The sequence below is a fragment of the Pseudomonas sp. PVC-5-1 genome, from assembly GCF_057444345.1.
Genome location: NZ_CM172024.1, coordinates 3,710,624 through 3,726,407, shown reverse-complemented (window position 1 = coordinate 3,726,407; position 15,784 = coordinate 3,710,624). Strand labels below are relative to the sequence as shown.

Below are 15,784 nucleotides of genomic sequence, written 5' to 3'. Positions count from 1 at the left end.
ATGAAAAAATTTGATGAGATCAAGCGTGAGCCTTTGCTGCAAGAGGTAGCCTATCTCGACTCTGTTGATTTTTGGAAGAAATACTATGTGGAGCTAAAGGCTGAAGATTTCCTGGTGTTGGAACGCCCAGATTACGTAAATGTGGAAGGGTTGAGTTGGGATTGGTGCTTTGAATCTCTGGAATTGCTAGTTGCACTTTATTCGGGGGGCGAGCCCGTTGAGTCTCTTGAATTTTATGTGGATCACATGTTTTCCCAATTTCAACGTCACAAGCAAGCTTATCCGGCTTTCAGCTTGAAACTGTGGGAGCCGGATGCCTATCAGTACACACTCTGGCTTCTGTCGTTTGCAGTGCTGTTCAACAAGCCCGTTCGCATCAGGCAAATCGCAGGTTTTTTGAGTGAGGACCCAGATGACGGTGAGGACATCCTGTTGCGGCAACTGTTTTCCCGTGTGGGGGTGACGATCCCCGGGAGTACGTTGATTCATGAGTGCCCCTACCATGAATTGCTCAATGCCGTAACTACTGTGAAGGATGAGCAGCAACAGGCAGTGCGTAGTTACCTGAAGCAGTGGTATCGCGGCATGCGCAACTGTTATTGGCATGACCGGCACAAGGCACGAAGCGATGCGGGTTTCTTTGGCTATTGGGCCTTTGAGGCAGGATTGGTCACTGTGTTGTGGGGCGTCGACGATACGCCCTATAGAGATCTTCCTTTCTACCCGAAGGATTTGGTAGACGATGCTCGCAAGCGTCAAGTTATCAAAAGCTTCCCTGAACAACTGCAAAGCGCGCCGTATTCGGATGCGCTTGCCAGGTCGGGCGAAATTTGCCCGCGCACGGGCGTGTGGGTATGTGATGAATGGGCGGTGGGGCCCCAGACATTCATGCAAGGCGTAGAGATGCCGAGCGAAAATGGGCGCTCTCTGGTTTGGCGCTTGGTGAAAGGCTTATAGCGTGCGGGAGGGCCAATGGGCCAGTTCGACAGCATCAAGCGCGACCCGTGGATGGTCGAGCAGCATTACCTGGCCTCGACCCGTGAAAAAGAGCAGGAATTCGCCGACCCTGACGCCCAGGCATTGCTGATCGGGCCAGCCGAGCACAGGCATCACTACCGTGGCCTTAGCCGCGACTGGGCACACATGGCACTGGAGCTGGCAGTGCAGCGGTATTCCGGTGGCGAGCCGATGGAGTTGGTGGAGGCCTATGCAGACTATGCGTTCGCCCAGTTCGCCCGGCATTTTTCGGCGTACCCGGCAACCAGCGAGCAGTTGCGCCCGTGGGTGTCGGATGAATACCGGCTTGCCTTGTGGCTGCTGTCGCTGGCGGTGCTGTGCGGTTACCCCGAGCGTGTCGACCAGGTACTGGGCTGGCTGAACCAGGACGACGAGCGCAGCCCCGACCTGCTGCTGCATCGCCTGTTCCAGCGGCTGGGCAAGGCCTACCCAGGCACCTCATTGCTTCACCCCGAACCTTACGGCGCCTTGTCGGAGTGCCTCGACCTGAAAGGCCCCGCGCAGCATGACGCGCTCATGCACTATCTCGGGCAGTGGTACGCCAATGCGCACGGTTGCTACTGGCACGAGCGCCACACCCGGGCACGGAGTGACCACTTGGGTTATTGGGCCTTCGAGGCGGCACTGGTGGCGTTTTTATGGTCTGTGCAGGGTGATGCCCTGGAAAGCGCTCCCCGCTTTTACCCGCAGGCGCTCGTCGAAAGGGCGTATTACCGACGCCTGGGCAAGCAGTTCCGCGACCCGGAAACCGCCAGGCGCGAGGATGCCCCAGGCTGGCCTTCCGGCACGCCTTGCCCATGGCCCGGTTACTACGTCTGCGTCGAGCGCATGGTGGGCGAACAAGTGTTCATGCACCAGGTACCTTTCCCTGAGATCGATGGCCAGGTCGTGCACTGGCGGCTGTCGAGAACGTTCTGATTGGCGCTGCCGGCATGCGTGCCTGGCGCCTCACATGATTCGGGAGTGGCAACAATGCCTGCCATCGTTCTGCTGGGTCACACTCACCACTGCCCATTGTGCGGCCCGACCAGCATCAGCAGCGGCTCCAGTCTGTTCTTCGTCAACGGCAGGGCAGCCACCAGGGTTGGCGACAGGCTTGGGTGTGGGGCGGTGATTACCAGCGGCTCGGCACTGATGATGGATGATGGGCAGCCGCTTGCCAGGGTCGGCGATGCCACCAGTCATGGCGGTACCTTGGAAAATGGGGATAATAGCTGGCTGCTCGATTGAGCGATGTGGGAGCAGTTCGGCTCCCACAGGGGAGGGGCAAACTCAGAGGGTAACGGCCTTGCCGTCTGTGCGCGCCTGCGCCAGCAGCAGGTTCAGTTGGGCGACCTGCTGGCGCAGCTGGTCACGTTCATCCTTCAGTTTACGCAGCTCATCACGGCGCACGGAGACATAGAGGGTCTGGGTTGGGGTTGCAGGCATCAAAGTACCCATGGACACACCTCGCGGTTTTGGCTGGTGACAAGTTAAAGCGTAGACGCTTCACGCGGGCGCATTCTGAATTCTTTCGCAGGTCTTGGGAACTTTTTTGTTTATCGTGGTCCCGCCGTTCGTCGCTGAACCCTCGAGCGGTACGCTGGACTAATCTGAAAAGCTGGATTGTGTTGTCATTTATTTCGAAAGGGGAGCATCGGCTCATGCAACTGGGAATCATCGGGCTGGGCCGCATGGGCGGCAATATCGCAAGGCGCCTGATGCGCGCCGGCCACCGTACTGTGGTGCATGACCGCAACCGTGAGGCCATCACCGGTCTGGAGGGCGAGGGCGCCCAGGGTGCGCACGACCTCGGTGCGCTGGTACAGAAGCTGAAAGCGCCGCGCGCGGTGTGGGTCATGTTGCCCGCCGGCGAGCCCACCGAGCAGACCATCGCCCAACTGGCCGAACTGCTGGAGCCGGGCGATGCGATCATCGACGGCGGCAACACCTTCTACAAGGACGACATGCGCCGCGCCGCCGAACTGGCCAAGCGCGGGCTGCATTACCTGGATGTCGGCACCTCGGGCGGTGTGTGGGGCCTGGACCGTGGCTACTGCATGATGATCGGTGGCGAAAAGGAAGTGTTCGAGCGCCTGGAGCCGCTGTTCAAGGCGCTGGCCCCGGGCGTGGGTGACATCCCGCGTACCCATGGCCGCAGCGGCGAGCACCAGCGTGCCGAGCACGGCTACATCCATGCCGGCCCACCCGGTGCCGGGCACTACGTGAAAATGGTGCACAACGGCATCGAATACGGCCTGATGCAGGCATACGCCGAAGGCTTCGACCTGCTGCGCAGCAAGGGCGGCAACGAACTGCCGGAAGACCAGCGTTTCGACCTGAACGTGGCCGAAATCGCCGAAGTGTGGCGGCGTGGCAGCGTGGTTACCTCGTGGCTGCTCGACCTCACTGCCGATGCGCTGGTGGCCGACCCGCAGCTGTCGCAATTCAGTGGCTCGGTGTCCGACAGTGGTGAGGGCCGTTGGACCATCGACGCCGCCGTCGAGCAGGCGGTGCCGGTGCCGGTGCTGTCCAGCGCGTTGTTCGCCCGCTTCCGCTCGCGCCAGCAGCAAGGCACCTATGGTGACAAGATTCTCTCGGCCATGCGCCTGGGCTTCGGTGGCCACGTCGAGAAAAAAGCCGAATGACCAAACAGAGCATTCCGGCTGCTCCGCCATGCACCCTGTTCCTGTTCGGCGCCAATGGCGACCTGGTAAAGCGCCTGCTGATGCCGGCGCTTTACAACCTCAGCCGTGACGGTCTGCTGGACCGCAACCTGCGCATTGTTGGCGTCGACCATAACCCGGCCACTGCCGAGGAATTCGCCGAACGCCTGCACGCGTTCATGGTCGAGCGTGACAAAGGCGGCGAGGGCACGGCCAAGTGCCTGGATGAGAAGCTCTGGGCACGCCTGGCCAAGCGCCTGGATTACCAGACCGGCGATTTCCTCGACCCGGCCACCTACCAGACCCTCGCCAAGCGCATCGACACGACCCGCCATGGCAACGCCATCTTCTACCTGGCGACCTCGCCGCGCTTCTTCCCCGAAGTGGCGCAGCGCCTGGGCCAGGCCGGGCTGCTCGACGAATCGGCCGGTGGCTTTCGCCGGGTCGTGGTGGAAAAGCCCTTTGGCACCGACCTGGCCAGCGCCGAGGCGCTCAACGCCTGCCTGCTGAAGGTGATGGGTGAGCGGCAGATCTACCGCATCGACCATTACCTGGGCAAAGAGACGGTGCAGAACATCCTGGTCAGCCGGTTCTCCAACGGCTTGTTCGAATCGTTCTGGAACAACCACTACATCGACCATGTGCAGATCACCGCCGCGGAAACCGTCGGCGTCGAGACCCGTGGTGCGTTCTATGACAGCACCGGTGCGCTGCGCGACATGGTGCCCAACCACCTGTTCCAGTTGCTGGCGATGGTGGCCATGGAGCCCCCGGCCGCGTTCGCCGCCGATGCCGTGCGCAGCGAAAAGGCCAAGGTGGTCGGCGCCATCCGCCCATGGTCGGCGAAGATGGCCCTGAAAAATTCCGTGCGTGGCCAGTACGGCGCCGGCAAACAGGGGCGCAAGCAGTTGCCTGGCTACCGCCACGAGCCCAACGTCGCGGCGGATAGCCAGACCGAGACCTATGTGGCGCTCAAGGTGATGATCGACAACTGGCGCTGGGCCGGCGTGCCGTTCTACCTGCGTACTGGCAAGCGCATGAGCGTGCGTGATACCGAAATCGCCATCTGCTTCAAGCCTGCGCCCTATGCGCAGTTCCGCGAGTCGGAGCTGGAGCGGCCCAAGCCCAATTACCTGAAGATCCAGATCCAGCCCAACGAAGGCATGTGGTTCGACCTGCAGGCCAAGCGCCCCGGGCCGGAGCTGGTAATGGAGAATGTCGAGCTGGGCTTTGCCTACAAGGACTTCTTCAAGATGACCCCGGCGACCGGCTACGAAACGCTGATCTACGATTGCCTGACCGGTGACCAGACCTTGTTCCAGCGGGCTGACAACATCGAGAACGGCTGGCGCGCGGTGCAGCCGTTCCTCGATGCCTGGGCCCAGGGCGGCGAGGTGCATGAGTACCCGGCCGGTGAAGACGGGCCCGAGGCCGGCAATGAATTGCTGGCGCGGGACAAGCGCGAGTGGCATCGGTTGGGGTGAGTTTTTTGTAGAGCCTGTGCCGGCCCTTTCGCGGGCACGCCCGCTCCCACAGGTATTGCACCGCCTTCACGGGCTGTGGTGCACCTGTGGGAGCGGGCGTGCCCGCGAAGAGGCCGTCACAGGCAAACACACAAAGGAGCCCCAATGCCTGCCCACATCGAAGACTATGCCCTGCTGGGCAACTGCCGCAGCGCCGCCCTGGTCAGCCGCGATGGCTCGCTCGACTGGCTGTGCCTGCCACGCTTCGACGCCCCCGCGGTATTCGCCGCCCTGCTGGGCAACGAAGAAAACGGCCGCTGGCGCCTGGCCCCCTGCGACCCGGTCGAACACAGCAGCCGCCAATATGTGGACGACACCTTGGTGCTGGAAACCACCTGGGTGACCGCCACCGGCCGCGCCCGTGTGCTCGACTTCATGCCGCTGGGCGAGGTTAACGCGCTGGTGCGCATCGTCGAGGGCCTCGCTGGCGAAACCAACTTCGAAATGGACCTGGTGATGCGCTTCGACTATGGCCGCAGCGTGCCCTGGGTGGAACGGCTCGACCCGCGGACCCTCAGCGCCGTCGCCGGCCCCGACCGGCTGATCCTGTGCAGCACCGTCCCCCCGCATGCCCGCGACCAGCACACGGTCGCCCGCTTTCGCGTTGGCGCGGGCGAACGCCAGGTGTTCAGCCTGCGCCACCAGCCTTCGCACCTGCCGGTGCAGCCCGGCTGTGATATCGACCAAGCGCTGGCGCAGACCATCGACCAATGGCAGGCCTTCGCCGCCCGCTGCCCACAGGTGGGCCCATATTCCGCCCTGGTGCGCCGTTCGCTGCTGACCCTCAAGGCCATGACCTACGCGCCCACCGGCGGCATCGTTGCCGCCGTCACCACATCGCTGCCCGAGCGCATCGGCCACGAGCGCAACTGGGACTACCGCTTCTGTTGGCTGCGCGACGCGACCATGACCCTGCTGGCCTTCATGAACCTCGGCTACTTCGACGAAGCCCAGGCCTGGCGGGAATGGCTGTTGCGCTCGGTGGCCGGCAACCCCGAGCAGATGCAGATCATGTACGGCCTGGCCGGTGAGCGCGACCTGCAGGAATACACCTTGCCGTGGCTGGCCGGCTACGAGCACTCGCAACCGGTGCGGGTGGGCAATGCAGCGTCAGGGCAGATGCAACTGGACATCTACGGCGAACTCGCCGATGCCATGACCCAGGCAATAAAGGGTGGCTTGCCCCGCCATCCACGTAGCGCCGCCATCTCACGACTGATCCTGCCTTACGTCGAGCGCATCTGGCGCCAGCCGGACGAGGGCATCTGGGAAGTGCGCGGCGGCCGGCAGCAGTTCGTGCACTCCAAGGTCATGGCCTGGGTTGCCTTCGACCGCGCCGCAGGGCTGGCCGACACCACCGAGGAAGGCCGCGAGCGTGGGCAGCACTACCGCCAGGTGGCTGACGAGATTCGTCGTGAAGTATGCGCGCGGGGCCTGGACCCCAGCGGCCGTTTTTTCGTCCAGGCCTATGGCTCGACCGAGATGGACGCCAGTTTGTTGCACATCGCCCTTACCGGCTTCCTGCCGGCGGATGACCCACGCTTTTTGCGCACGCTTGAACAGGTCGAACAGCGCCTGATGAAAAACGGTCTTCTGCTGCGCTATGACAGCGACAGCTGCAGCGATGGCCTGACTCCAGGGGAGGGCACCTTCCTGGTGTGTTCGTTCTGGCTGGCCGACGTATATGTTCTGCTAGGTCGCCAGGCAGAAGCGCAGGCACTGTACGAACGCCTGACCGGCCTGTGCAACGACCTTGGCTTGCTGGCCGAACAGTACGACCCGGCGGGCCAGCGCATGCTTGGCAACTTCCCCCAGGCGTTCAGCCATATCGGCATCATCAACACCGCACTGAACCTGCACCGCGCACAGTGCCCGGTGCGTGATCGGGCGAGCTGTAGCTAAGTCAGGTGGCGGTCTCCCCCTGTAGGAGCGGCCTTGTGTCGCGATCGGGCTGCAAAGCAGCCCCGGCAATTCATGCAGTGAGGCTGAAATCCCGGGGGCGCTACGCACCCCTTTCGCGACACAAGGCCGCTCCTACAGGGATTGCGCTGGCTTGGAGTAAGCGGAGTAGACTAGGGCAAACCCCTTTGGCACGGAGCACACATGGGCATTCGCGGTACTGATCGGCAGATCGACAACATCGAGTTCAATTTCATCTACCCAGACGGTTATGAGCTGGCGGTGTGGACGGCCCAAGCCTGATGGCCAATCACAAGATCGAAATCCGCCGGCGCAATATCGAGAAGATCCTGCAGGCGGCGGAAAAGGTGTTCGCCGAGAAGGGCTACGGCGCCACGTCGATGGGTGATATCGCCGAGCAGGCCGAGCTGCCGCGTTCCAACCTGCATTATTACTTCAGCACCAAGGACGATCTGTTCCGCGCAGTGCTGCAGGACCTGCTGGATGTGTGGAAGCAGGACGCGCTGTGCTTCGAGAACTTCGACGACCCGCGCGTGGTGCTGACCAGTTACATCCGGGCGAAGATGGGCCACTCGCGCTCGCGGCCGCTGGGGTCGAAGATCTGGGCCGAAGAGATGCTGCACGGGGCGCCGGTGTTGGGGGTGAACCTGGATGAAAGCCTGGTGCCCTGGGCCAAGCTGAAGGAAGCCAAGATCCGTCGCTGGGTGGAGGAGGGGCGCATCCTGCCCGTGGAGCCCTCGGCGCTTTTGTATATGATCTGGGCCTCGACCCAGCACTATGCCGACTTTGGTTACCAGGTGACGTTGCTCAATGGCGGGGAGGCGTTGTCGGACATGGCCTTTGAAAATGCCGTGCAGACGGTGACCAGCGTGATCTTGCGGGGGATCGGGCTGGAGCCTTGAGGTCGGTGTACGCTGAGCGATTGGGGCCGCTTTGCGGCCCTTCGCGGGCACGCCCGCTCCCACAGGTGTTTCGCTGCCCTCCCAAGCGGCGCGATCCCTGTGGGAGCGGGCGTGCCCGCGAAGGGCTGCAAGGCAGCCCCAATTGCCTCAACTGGCCTCGCGGTAGGGGTTACGCGGATCCTGCGTCCAGTTCAGGTACGGCTTGCCGGTATCCTGGGCCACCATCTCGATGCAGCTCTCCACCGGGCAGGTGATCTGGCACAGGTTGCAGCCCACGCATTCCTCCTCGATCACGCTGTAGATATGCGTCCCGTCAGCCTGCAACGTACTGGCAATCGCCTGGTGCGAAGTGTCCTCACAGGCAATGTGGCAGCGCCCGCAGCCTATGCATGCTTGCTGGTCGATGTGCGCCACCGACTTGTAGTTCATGTCCAGGTACTTCCAGTCGGTGGTATGCCCCACCGCCTGGCCGCGGAACGCTTCGATGTTGGGGTGCCCGTGCTGGTCCATCCAGCGCGCCAGGCCGTCCTTCATGTCCTCGACGATGCGGAAGCCGTGCAGCATCGCTGCCGTGCACACCTGTACAGCGCCACTGCCCAGGGCCATGAACTCGGCTGCGTCACGCCAACTGCCGATGCCGCCAATACCACAGATGGGCAAGCCGAGCGTTTGCGGGTCGCGGGCGATTTCCGCGACCATGTTCAGGGCAATCGGCTTCACCGCCGAACCGCAATAACCACCATGGGTGCTCTGGTCGCCAACGATGGGGTGGGCGACCATGCGATCGAGGTCGACGCTGGTGATCGAGTTGATGGTATTGATCAACGACACCGCATCCGCCCCGCCACGGTGCGCGGCGCGGGCCGACTGGCGGATATCGGTGATGTTCGGCGTGAGTTTGACGATCACCGGCAGCGAGCAGTACGTCTTGCACCAGCGGGTGACCATTTCCACGTAATCCGGCACCTGGCCGACCGCCGCGCCCATGCCGCGCTCCGGCATGCCGTGCGGGCAGCCGAAATTCAGTTCGATGCCATCGGCCCCGGTGGCTTCCACCAGCGGCAGTATGAACTTCCACGAGTCTTCCACGCAGGGCACCATCAGCGACACGATCAGTGCGCGGTCGGGCCAGTCCTTCTTCACCTGGGTGATTTCGCGCAGGTTGATGTCCAGTGAGCGGTCGGTGATGAGCTCGATGTTGTTGATGCCCTGCACCTGGCGGTTGGGGCCGTAATGCGCCGAGTAGCGCGACGACACGTTGACTGCCGCCGGGTCTTCACCGAGTGTTTTCCACACTACGCCACCCCAGCCGGCCTCGAAGGCGCGGACCACGTTGTAGGCCTTGTCGGTTGGCGGAGCGGAGGCCAGCCAGAAGGGGTTGGGTGCCTTGATGCCGGCAAATTCGATGGACAGGTCGGCCATTTACGCAGCCTCCACGTTGAGCATGAGTTGGGCATGGATGGCTTCGGCGGCCAGCTTGCCGTGTTGCACGGCCTGGACGGTAAGGTCCTGGCCCAGGGCGGTGCAGTCGCCGCCGGCATAGACGCCCGGCAGGCTGGTCTGCATCGTTTCGTCGACGCGGATGCGCTCGCCGTCGCGCGCCAGTTGTGCGGCCACCGGGTCGACGAGGCTGGCGTCGTCGAAGCGTTGGCCGATGGCCTTGAAGATGGCATCGGCAGCCAGTTCGAAGGTTTCGCCGGTGTCGCGCAGGCGGCCGTCTGCCAGCTCGGTGCGGGCAAAGCGCATACCGCGCACCTTGCCGCTGTCGTCCAGCAACACGGCATCGGGGCGGGCCCAGGTATGCAGGCGCACCTGGTTGGCCTTGGCGATGTCCTGCTCGTGGCCGGTGGCGCCCATGTCGGCATGGCCACGGCGGTACACCAGGTTGACGTCGCGGGCACCCAAGCGGCTCATCTGCACGGCCATGTCGATCGCGGTGTTGCCGGCGCCGATCACCAGGCAGCGGTCGGCCAGGGGCAACTGGCTCAGGTCGTCGGCCTGGCGCAGTTCGCGGATGTATGCGGTGGCGGCGAGCAGGCCGGGGGCTTCTTCATCAGGCAGGCCGAGCTGGCGCACGGCATTCAGGCCCAGGCCGAGGAACACTGCGTCGAACTGGTCGCGCAGCTCGCCCAGGCCAAAGTTGCTGCCCAGGCGCTGGCCATGGCGGATCTCGATGCCGCCGATGCCGAGCAGGAATTCCACTTCACGCTGGGCATAGTCGTCCACCAGCTTGTAGCGGGCGATGCCGTACTCGTTGAGGCCACCGGCCTTGTCGCTGGCCTCGAACACCACCACATCATGCCCGTGCATGGCCAGGCGGTGGGCACACGACAGCCCGGCAGGGCCGGCACCGACCACGGCGATGCGCTTGCCGGTGGCCGGCGAGCGCTGGAACGGGTGCTCGGTGAAGTGGGCGTTGTCCAGAGCATAGCGCTGCAGCTGGCCGATCAGCACCGGTGCGCATTCCTGCGCGTTGTTGCGCACGCAGGCTTGCTGGCAAAGGATTTCGGTGGGGCAGACGCGGGCGCAACTGCCGCCGAGGATGTTGGCCGAGAGGATGCGCTCGGCGGCGCCTTGCAGGTTTTCGTCGCTGATGCGATGGATGAACGACGGGATGTCGATGTCACTGGGGCAAGCGTTGACGCAGGGGGCGTCATAGCAATACAGGCAGCGTGCGCTTTCGACGGCGGCCTGGCGGGCGGTGAGGGGTGGGGCCAGGTCGCTGAAGCGCTCGGCCAGCTGGTCGGCGCCGGCCCGTGGGCGCGGCAAGTGGTTCAGGGCGTCGATCACGGTTGTAGCCTCTCTATTTTTTATGGATGCAGGCGACAAGCATTGCGGTGGTTTCTGGGGCCGCTGCGCGCCCCATCGCGACCCAAGGCCGCTCCTACAAGGAACCGCGCACTCCTGTAGGAGCGGCCTTGTGTCGCGATGGGCTGCGCAGCAGCCCCAATGGCTTCAGCGCTGGACGGGCGTCGGCCGCTGCACTTCGGCCCTGCGCCCCAGCACTTCATACACCGACGGATACGCCGGCCGTTCCACATACCGCCCCGCGCCTTTTTCCGCACGCAGGTCGCCATCGGCCCAGAGCACTTTGCCCTGGCTGATGGTATGGCTGGGGATGCCGCGCACGGTACGGCCTTCGAAGATGTTGAAGTCCACCTGCTGGTGGTGGGTCTTGGCCGAGATGGTGCGCGTGCCTTGCGGGTCCCACAGCACCAGGTCGGCGTCGGCACCAACACGAATGGCACCCTTGCGAGGGAAAAGGTTGAAGATTTTCGCGGTGTTGGTGGAGGTCAGCGCAACGAACTCATGCATCGACAGGCGCCCGCTGTTGACCCCTGCATCCCACAGCACTGCCATGCGGTCCTCGATGCCGGCAGTGCCGTTGGGGATGCGGCTGAAATCGTCGCGCCCCATGGCTTTCTGCTCGGCGCAGAAGCAGCAGTGGTCGGTGGCGGTGGTGTGCAGGTTGCCCGATTGCAGCCCACGCCACAGCGCCTCCTGGTGTTCACGCGGACGGAACGGGGGACTCATCACGTAGCCTGCGGCGGTGGCCCAGTCAGGGTCACGGTAGACGCTGTCATCCAGCAGCAGATGGCCGGGCAGGACTTCGCCGTAGACCGGCTGGCCCTTGCCTCTGGCATAGGCGATTTCATCCAGCGCTTCGCGGCTGGAAACGTGCACCAGATACAGTGGTGTGCCCAGCGTCTCGGCAATGCGGATGGCTCGGCTGGCCGCTTCACCCTCGACCTGGGATGGGCGTGACAGCGGGTGGGCTTCCGGCCCGGTCAGGCCCTGGGCCAGCAGTTTTTTTTGCAGGTGGTACACCAGCTCGCCGTTCTCGGCATGCACGGTGGGTACTGCACCCAGTTGCAGGCAGCGCTCGAAGCTGGCCACCAGGGTGTCGTCGGCGGCCATGATCGCATTCTTGTAGGCCATGAAGTGCTTGAAGCTGTTCACCCCATGTTTGGCCACCAGTTCGCCCATCTCTTCGGCTACCTGCTCGCTCCACCAGGTAATGGCGACATGGAAGCCGTAGTCGCTGGCGCTTTTCTGCGCCCAGCCGCGCCAGGTGTGAAAGGCCTCAAGCAACGACTGCTGCGGGTTGGGGATGACGAAGTCGATGATCGAGGTGGTGCCACCGGCCAGGCCCGCGGCGGTGCCGCTGAAGAAATCCTCGCTGGCCACCGTGCCCATGAACGGCAGCTGCATGTGGGTGTGCGGGTCGATGCCGCCGGGCATCAGGTACTGGCCACTGCCGTCGAGGATCTGGCAGTCGGTGGGCGGTTCGAGGTTTTGCCCAATGGCACGGATCAGGCCATCGGCACACAGGACATCAGCGGGGTAACTCTCTTCGTGGGTGACCACGGTGGCGCCACGGATCAACAGGGACATGCCGTTTTCCTCGCAGGCTGACCGGTCTGGGCCGGTTCTTGGAGTTTTCTTGATGCAGGGCGGGCAGGGCGGTTAATCCTGTCAGGCCTGACAAGATTCGAGGCTAGATGCTGATCCGGGATTCGGCAAGAAAATTTTCCCATTAATTTTGTGGTTTTTAACTGATTGAAATTAATGGGTTAATTTAATTATTGGTGCTGGCTGCGTAGCTTTCTGATGCTTTGACTTACTTGACAAGATGAAAATCTGGTCGAGATTTTCAAGCACATGAACCGTGAGTACTCCGGCCATCGCATCAGCCCGATGGGCAGCAACTAGAAGAAAATCTGGAGAGCCCCCATGCAGCAGAGCAGATCGGAAGTGGTCGAGCGCGATGGCCTGTTCGAGCTGTCCGAAGGTAGCGATGTCCTCGACAGCCCGCGCTACAACCACGACATCGCCCCGACCAAGGTGCACCAGCGCACTTGGAACAAATGGCACATCACCGCCCTGTGGGTGGGCATGTCCATCTGCGTGCCCACCTACACCCTCGGTGGCGTGCTGACCGCCTACTTCGGCCTCAGCGTGGGCGAGGCCTTGCTGGCTATTCTGCTGGCCAACCTGATCGTGCTGATCCCGCTCACCCTCAACGCCTTCCCTGGCACCAAGTATGGCATTCCGTTCCCGGTGCTGCTGCGTTCGTCGTTCGGCATACTCGGCTCAAACGTGCCATGCCTGATCCGGGCGGTGGTCGCCTGTGGCTGGTTCGGCATCCAGACCATGTTCGGTGGCCTGGCCATCCATTTGTTCCTCGGCTCGGTGTTCGACGGCTGGAAAGCCCTGGGCGGCACCGGCGAGGTGATCGGCTTCATGATCTTCTGGTGCCTGAACCTGTGGGTGGTGCTGCGCGGCGCCGAGTCGATCAAGTGGCTCGAAACGCTTTCGGCACCGCTGCTGGTGGCGGTCGGCGTCGGCCTACTGTTCTGGGCCTTGCCGCACATGTCGATGACCGAACTGCTGGCCCAGCCGCCCAAGCGCCCGGAAGGGGCGAACATGCTCGGCTACTTCTGCGCCGGGCTTACCGCCATGGTCGGTTTCTGGGCCACGCTATCGCTGAACATCCCCGACTTCAGCCGCTATGCCCGCAGCCAGAAGGACCAGATTCTCGGGCAGATCTTCGGCTTGCCGCTGACCATGTTCCTGTTTGCTGCGCTGGGCGTGGTGCTGACCGCAGCCTCGGCATCGCTGGTTGGCGAGACCGTGTCCGACCCGGTCAGCCTGATCGGCAAAATCCACAGCCCGTTCTGGGTGGCCCTGGCCATGGCGCTGATCGTGATCGCCACGCTGTCGACCAACACCGCGGCGAACATCGTGTCGCCGACCAACGACTTCCAGAACATCGCCCCACGCCTGATCGGGCGCAGCCGCGCGGTGTGGCTGACCGGCTTCATCGGCCTGGCGCTGATGGGCCATGAGCTGCTGAAGAAGCTGGGCTGGATCGTTTCCGACCTGAGCCTGGAGAGCGTGTACTCCAACTGGCTGCTGGGGTATTCGAGCCTGCTGGGGCCGATCGCCGGGATCATGGTGGTGGACTACTTCCTGATCCGCCGGCAGGAGCTGGACCTGGCCGGGCTGTACCGTGACGACGTATACCCGGCATGGAACTGGGCCGGTTTTGCCGCCTTTGCGTTGCCGGTGGCGCTGACCGTCATGGCGATTGGCAACAGCAGTTTCAGCTGGTTCTACGACTACGGTTGGTTCACCGGTTCGCTGCTGGGTGGGGCGCTGTATTACCTCTTGGCCCGTGTGGTCGCGCGCAGCCCGGCGCGGGTGGTCAAGCCTTTGCCGTGAGACCGCGCCGGCTTCTTCGCGGGCTCGCCCGCTCCCACAGGTACTGCACGGTTTTCCAGACCTGTGGTGATCCTGTGGGAGCGGGCATGCCCGCGAAGAGGCCGGCACATACAACAAAAAGCCTGAAGGAGAAACCCGTGACCCCAGTCAAAGAGATCCTGAAGACCACCGCCCACCACATCGACAGCACCCGCCTGTGGCAGTCCCTGATGGACCTGGCCCGCCTCGGTGCTACCGCCAAGGGCGGCGTGTGCCGCCTGGCCTTGACCGACCTCGACCGCCAGGCCCGCGACCTGTTCGTGCAGTGGTGCGAGGCCGCCGGTTGCACGGTCACCATCGACGCCATCGGCAACATCTTCGCCCGTCGCCCTGGGCGTAACCCCAAGCTGCCCCCGGTGATGACCGGCAGCCATATCGACACCCAGCCCACCGGTGGCAAGTTCGACGGTTGCTTCGGGGTGATGGCCGGGCTGGAGGTAATTCGTACCCTCAACGATCTCGGCGTGGAAACCGAAGCACCGCTGGAAGTGGTGGTGTGGACCAACGAGGAAGGCTCGCGCTTTGCGCCGTGCATGATGGGTTCCGGGGTGTTCGCCGGCAAGTTCACGCTGGAGGAAACCCTGGCCAAGCGCGACGCCCAGGGTGTCAGTGTTGGTGAGGCGTTGAACGCCATCGGCTACGCCGGCTCGCGTGCTGTATCAGGCCACCCGGTGGGGGCCTATTTCGAAGCGCATATCGAGCAAGGCCCGATCCTCGAAGATCAGGGCAAGACCATCGGCGTGGTGCTGGGTGCGCTGGGCCAGAAGTGGTTCGACCTGACCTTGCGCGGTGTCGAGGCCCACGCCGGCCCTACGCCCATGCACCTGCGCAAGGACGCCCTGGTCGGCGCGGCGGCAGTGGTTGAGGCAGTCAACCGCACCGCCCTCGGCCACCAGCCCCATGCTTGTGGGACGGTGGGGTGCCTGCAGGCCTACCCGGGCTCGCGCAACGTGATCCCGGGCGAAGTGCGCATGACCCTGGATTTCCGTCATCTGGAGGGTGAGCAGCTGAATGCGATGATTGCCGATGTGCGTGCGGTGATCGAGGCGACCTGTGCCAGGCATGGCCTGAGCCACGAACTGGTACCCACAGCCGATTTCCCGGCGTTGTACTTCGACAATGCCTGTGTCGATGCCGTGCGCAAATCGGCGCAGGCGCTGGGCCTGCCGCACATGGACATCGTCAGCGGCGCGGGGCACGACGCGATCTTCCTGGCCGAACTGGGGCCGGCGGGGATGATATTCGTGCCGTGCGAGAACGGTATCAGCCATAACGAGATCGAGAACGCCACGCCCGAGGACCTGGCTGCGGGCTGCGCAGTGTTGCTGCGCGCGATGCTGGCGGCGTCGGAGGCGATTGCCAGTGGCCGATTGGCGGCCTAGCGCCGTCAGTATCAGGAGTACGCGCTTTTTGTAGGAGCGGCCTTGTGTCGCGATCGGGCTGCGCAGCAGCCCCAGGATCTTGAAGTAGACGCGGGCATCGCCGGGGCCGCTTTGCGGCCCTTTCGCGACAC

Annotated in this window: 13 protein-coding genes; 9 read left to right on the top strand and 4 right to left on the bottom strand. The window is 63.6% G+C overall.

The annotated features are described in order from the left end of the window. Genes AC2T3R_RS17185 through AC2T3R_RS17175 form a run of 3 tightly spaced genes read left to right on the top strand, consistent with a single transcriptional unit; the run spans position 1 to position 2,247 of the window. On the top strand, positions 1-957 hold the full coding sequence (locus tag AC2T3R_RS17185) for a PoNi-like cognate immunity protein (protein WP_486743998.1): 957 nt from the start codon (positions 1-3) through the stop codon (positions 955-957). A gap of 15 nt (positions 958-972) precedes the next feature. Next, on the top strand, positions 973-1,935 hold the full coding sequence (locus AC2T3R_RS17180; protein WP_410952369.1) for a PoNi-like cognate immunity protein: 963 nt from the start codon (positions 973-975) through the stop codon (positions 1,933-1,935). A 54-nt stretch (positions 1,936-1,989) separates the two neighbouring features. Next, positions 1,990-2,247 (top strand): PAAR domain-containing protein, encoded by a 258-nt coding sequence (locus tag AC2T3R_RS17175; RefSeq protein WP_410952368.1) that lies wholly within the window; start codon positions 1,990-1,992, stop codon positions 2,245-2,247. Positions 2,248-2,289: 42 nt separating this feature from the next. On the opposite strand, the gene AC2T3R_RS17170 is transcribed toward AC2T3R_RS17175, so the two are convergent. Then, a complete protein-coding gene (locus AC2T3R_RS17170) occupies positions 2,290-2,457 on the bottom strand; it encodes a DUF6026 family protein (RefSeq protein WP_003258397.1) in 168 nt (55 codons plus the stop codon). A gap of 152 nt (positions 2,458-2,609) precedes the next feature. Between AC2T3R_RS17170 and gnd the strand changes: the two genes are divergently transcribed. The 4 genes from gnd to AC2T3R_RS17150 all read left to right on the top strand — a co-directional run bounded on the left by gnd (position 2,610) and on the right by AC2T3R_RS17150 (position 8,007). Next, a complete protein-coding gene (gene gnd, locus AC2T3R_RS17165) occupies positions 2,610-3,644 on the top strand; it encodes a phosphogluconate dehydrogenase (NAD(+)-dependent, decarboxylating) (protein ID WP_137109124.1) in 1,035 nt (344 codons plus the stop codon). Next, positions 3,641-5,146 (top strand): glucose-6-phosphate dehydrogenase, encoded by a 1,506-nt coding sequence (zwf, locus tag AC2T3R_RS17160; RefSeq protein WP_410952367.1) that lies wholly within the window; start codon positions 3,641-3,643, stop codon positions 5,144-5,146. Before gnd ends, zwf begins: the two co-directional genes overlap by 4 nt. 144 nt (positions 5,147-5,290) lie before the next feature. After that, positions 5,291-7,087, top strand: a complete 1,797-nt coding sequence (locus AC2T3R_RS17155) for a glycoside hydrolase family 15 protein (RefSeq protein ID WP_410952366.1) — start codon at positions 5,291-5,293, stop codon at positions 7,085-7,087. A gap of 299 nt (positions 7,088-7,386) precedes the next feature. Beyond that, positions 7,387-8,007 carry a TetR/AcrR family transcriptional regulator gene (locus AC2T3R_RS17150; protein WP_015270992.1) on the top strand — a complete coding sequence of 207 codons (621 nt, stop codon included), beginning with the start codon at positions 7,387-7,389 and terminating at the stop codon, positions 8,005-8,007. 147 nt (positions 8,008-8,154) lie between these two features. Here the strand turns inward: AC2T3R_RS17150 and preA are convergent, their stop codons facing one another. The 3 genes from preA to hydA all read right to left on the bottom strand — a co-directional run bounded on the left by preA (position 8,155) and on the right by hydA (position 12,402). Further along, positions 8,155-9,429, bottom strand: a complete 1,275-nt coding sequence (preA, locus tag AC2T3R_RS17145; protein ID WP_102083428.1) for an NAD-dependent dihydropyrimidine dehydrogenase subunit PreA — start codon at positions 9,427-9,429, stop codon at positions 8,155-8,157. Further along, positions 9,430-10,797: an NAD(P)-dependent oxidoreductase gene (locus tag AC2T3R_RS17140; protein WP_054573016.1), complete on the bottom strand. Its 1,368-nt coding sequence runs from the start codon at positions 10,795-10,797 to the stop codon at positions 9,430-9,432. A 165-nt stretch (positions 10,798-10,962) separates the two neighbouring features. Continuing rightward, the gene (gene hydA, locus AC2T3R_RS17135; RefSeq protein WP_013973312.1) at positions 10,963-12,402 is read right to left on the bottom strand and encodes a dihydropyrimidinase; all 1,440 of its coding nucleotides are present in this window, start codon (positions 12,400-12,402) and stop codon (positions 10,963-10,965) included. 339 nt (positions 12,403-12,741) lie between these two features. Between hydA and AC2T3R_RS17130 the strand changes: the two genes are divergently transcribed. Together AC2T3R_RS17130 and AC2T3R_RS17125 are read left to right on the top strand one after the other, a co-directional pair. Next, positions 12,742-14,232 carry an NCS1 family nucleobase:cation symporter-1 gene (locus AC2T3R_RS17130; protein WP_410952364.1) on the top strand — a complete coding sequence of 497 codons (1,491 nt, stop codon included), beginning with the start codon at positions 12,742-12,744 and terminating at the stop codon, positions 14,230-14,232. A gap of 137 nt (positions 14,233-14,369) precedes the next feature. Beyond that, positions 14,370-15,653: a Zn-dependent hydrolase gene (locus AC2T3R_RS17125; protein WP_486743997.1), complete on the top strand. Its 1,284-nt coding sequence runs from the start codon at positions 14,370-14,372 to the stop codon at positions 15,651-15,653. Positions 15,654-15,784: the final 131 nt, after the last annotated feature.

Excerpts from the sequence above, each read along its gene's own strand:
- AC2T3R_RS17185 (WP_486743998.1), top strand. The coding sequence starts at position 1 with ATGAAAAAATTTGATGAGATCAAGCGTGAGCCTTTGCTGCAAGAGGTA.
- AC2T3R_RS17180 (WP_410952369.1), top strand. The coding sequence starts at position 973 with ATGGGCCAGTTCGACAGCATCAAGCGCGACCCGTGGATGGTCGAGCAG.
- AC2T3R_RS17175 (WP_410952368.1), top strand. The coding sequence starts at position 1,990 with ATGCCTGCCATCGTTCTGCTGGGTCACACTCACCACTGCCCATTGTGC.
- AC2T3R_RS17170 (WP_003258397.1), bottom strand. The coding sequence starts at position 2,457 with ATGGGTACTTTGATGCCTGCAACCCCAACCCAGACCCTCTATGTCTCC.
- zwf (WP_410952367.1), top strand. The coding sequence starts at position 3,641 with ATGACCAAACAGAGCATTCCGGCTGCTCCGCCATGCACCCTGTTCCTG.
- AC2T3R_RS17155 (WP_410952366.1), top strand. The coding sequence starts at position 5,291 with ATGCCTGCCCACATCGAAGACTATGCCCTGCTGGGCAACTGCCGCAGC.
- AC2T3R_RS17150 (WP_015270992.1), top strand. The coding sequence starts at position 7,387 with ATGGCCAATCACAAGATCGAAATCCGCCGGCGCAATATCGAGAAGATC.
- preA (WP_102083428.1), bottom strand. The coding sequence starts at position 9,429 with ATGGCCGACCTGTCCATCGAATTTGCCGGCATCAAGGCACCCAACCCC.
- hydA (WP_013973312.1), bottom strand. The coding sequence starts at position 12,402 with ATGTCCCTGTTGATCCGTGGCGCCACCGTGGTCACCCACGAAGAGAGT.
- AC2T3R_RS17130 (WP_410952364.1), top strand. The coding sequence starts at position 12,742 with ATGCAGCAGAGCAGATCGGAAGTGGTCGAGCGCGATGGCCTGTTCGAG.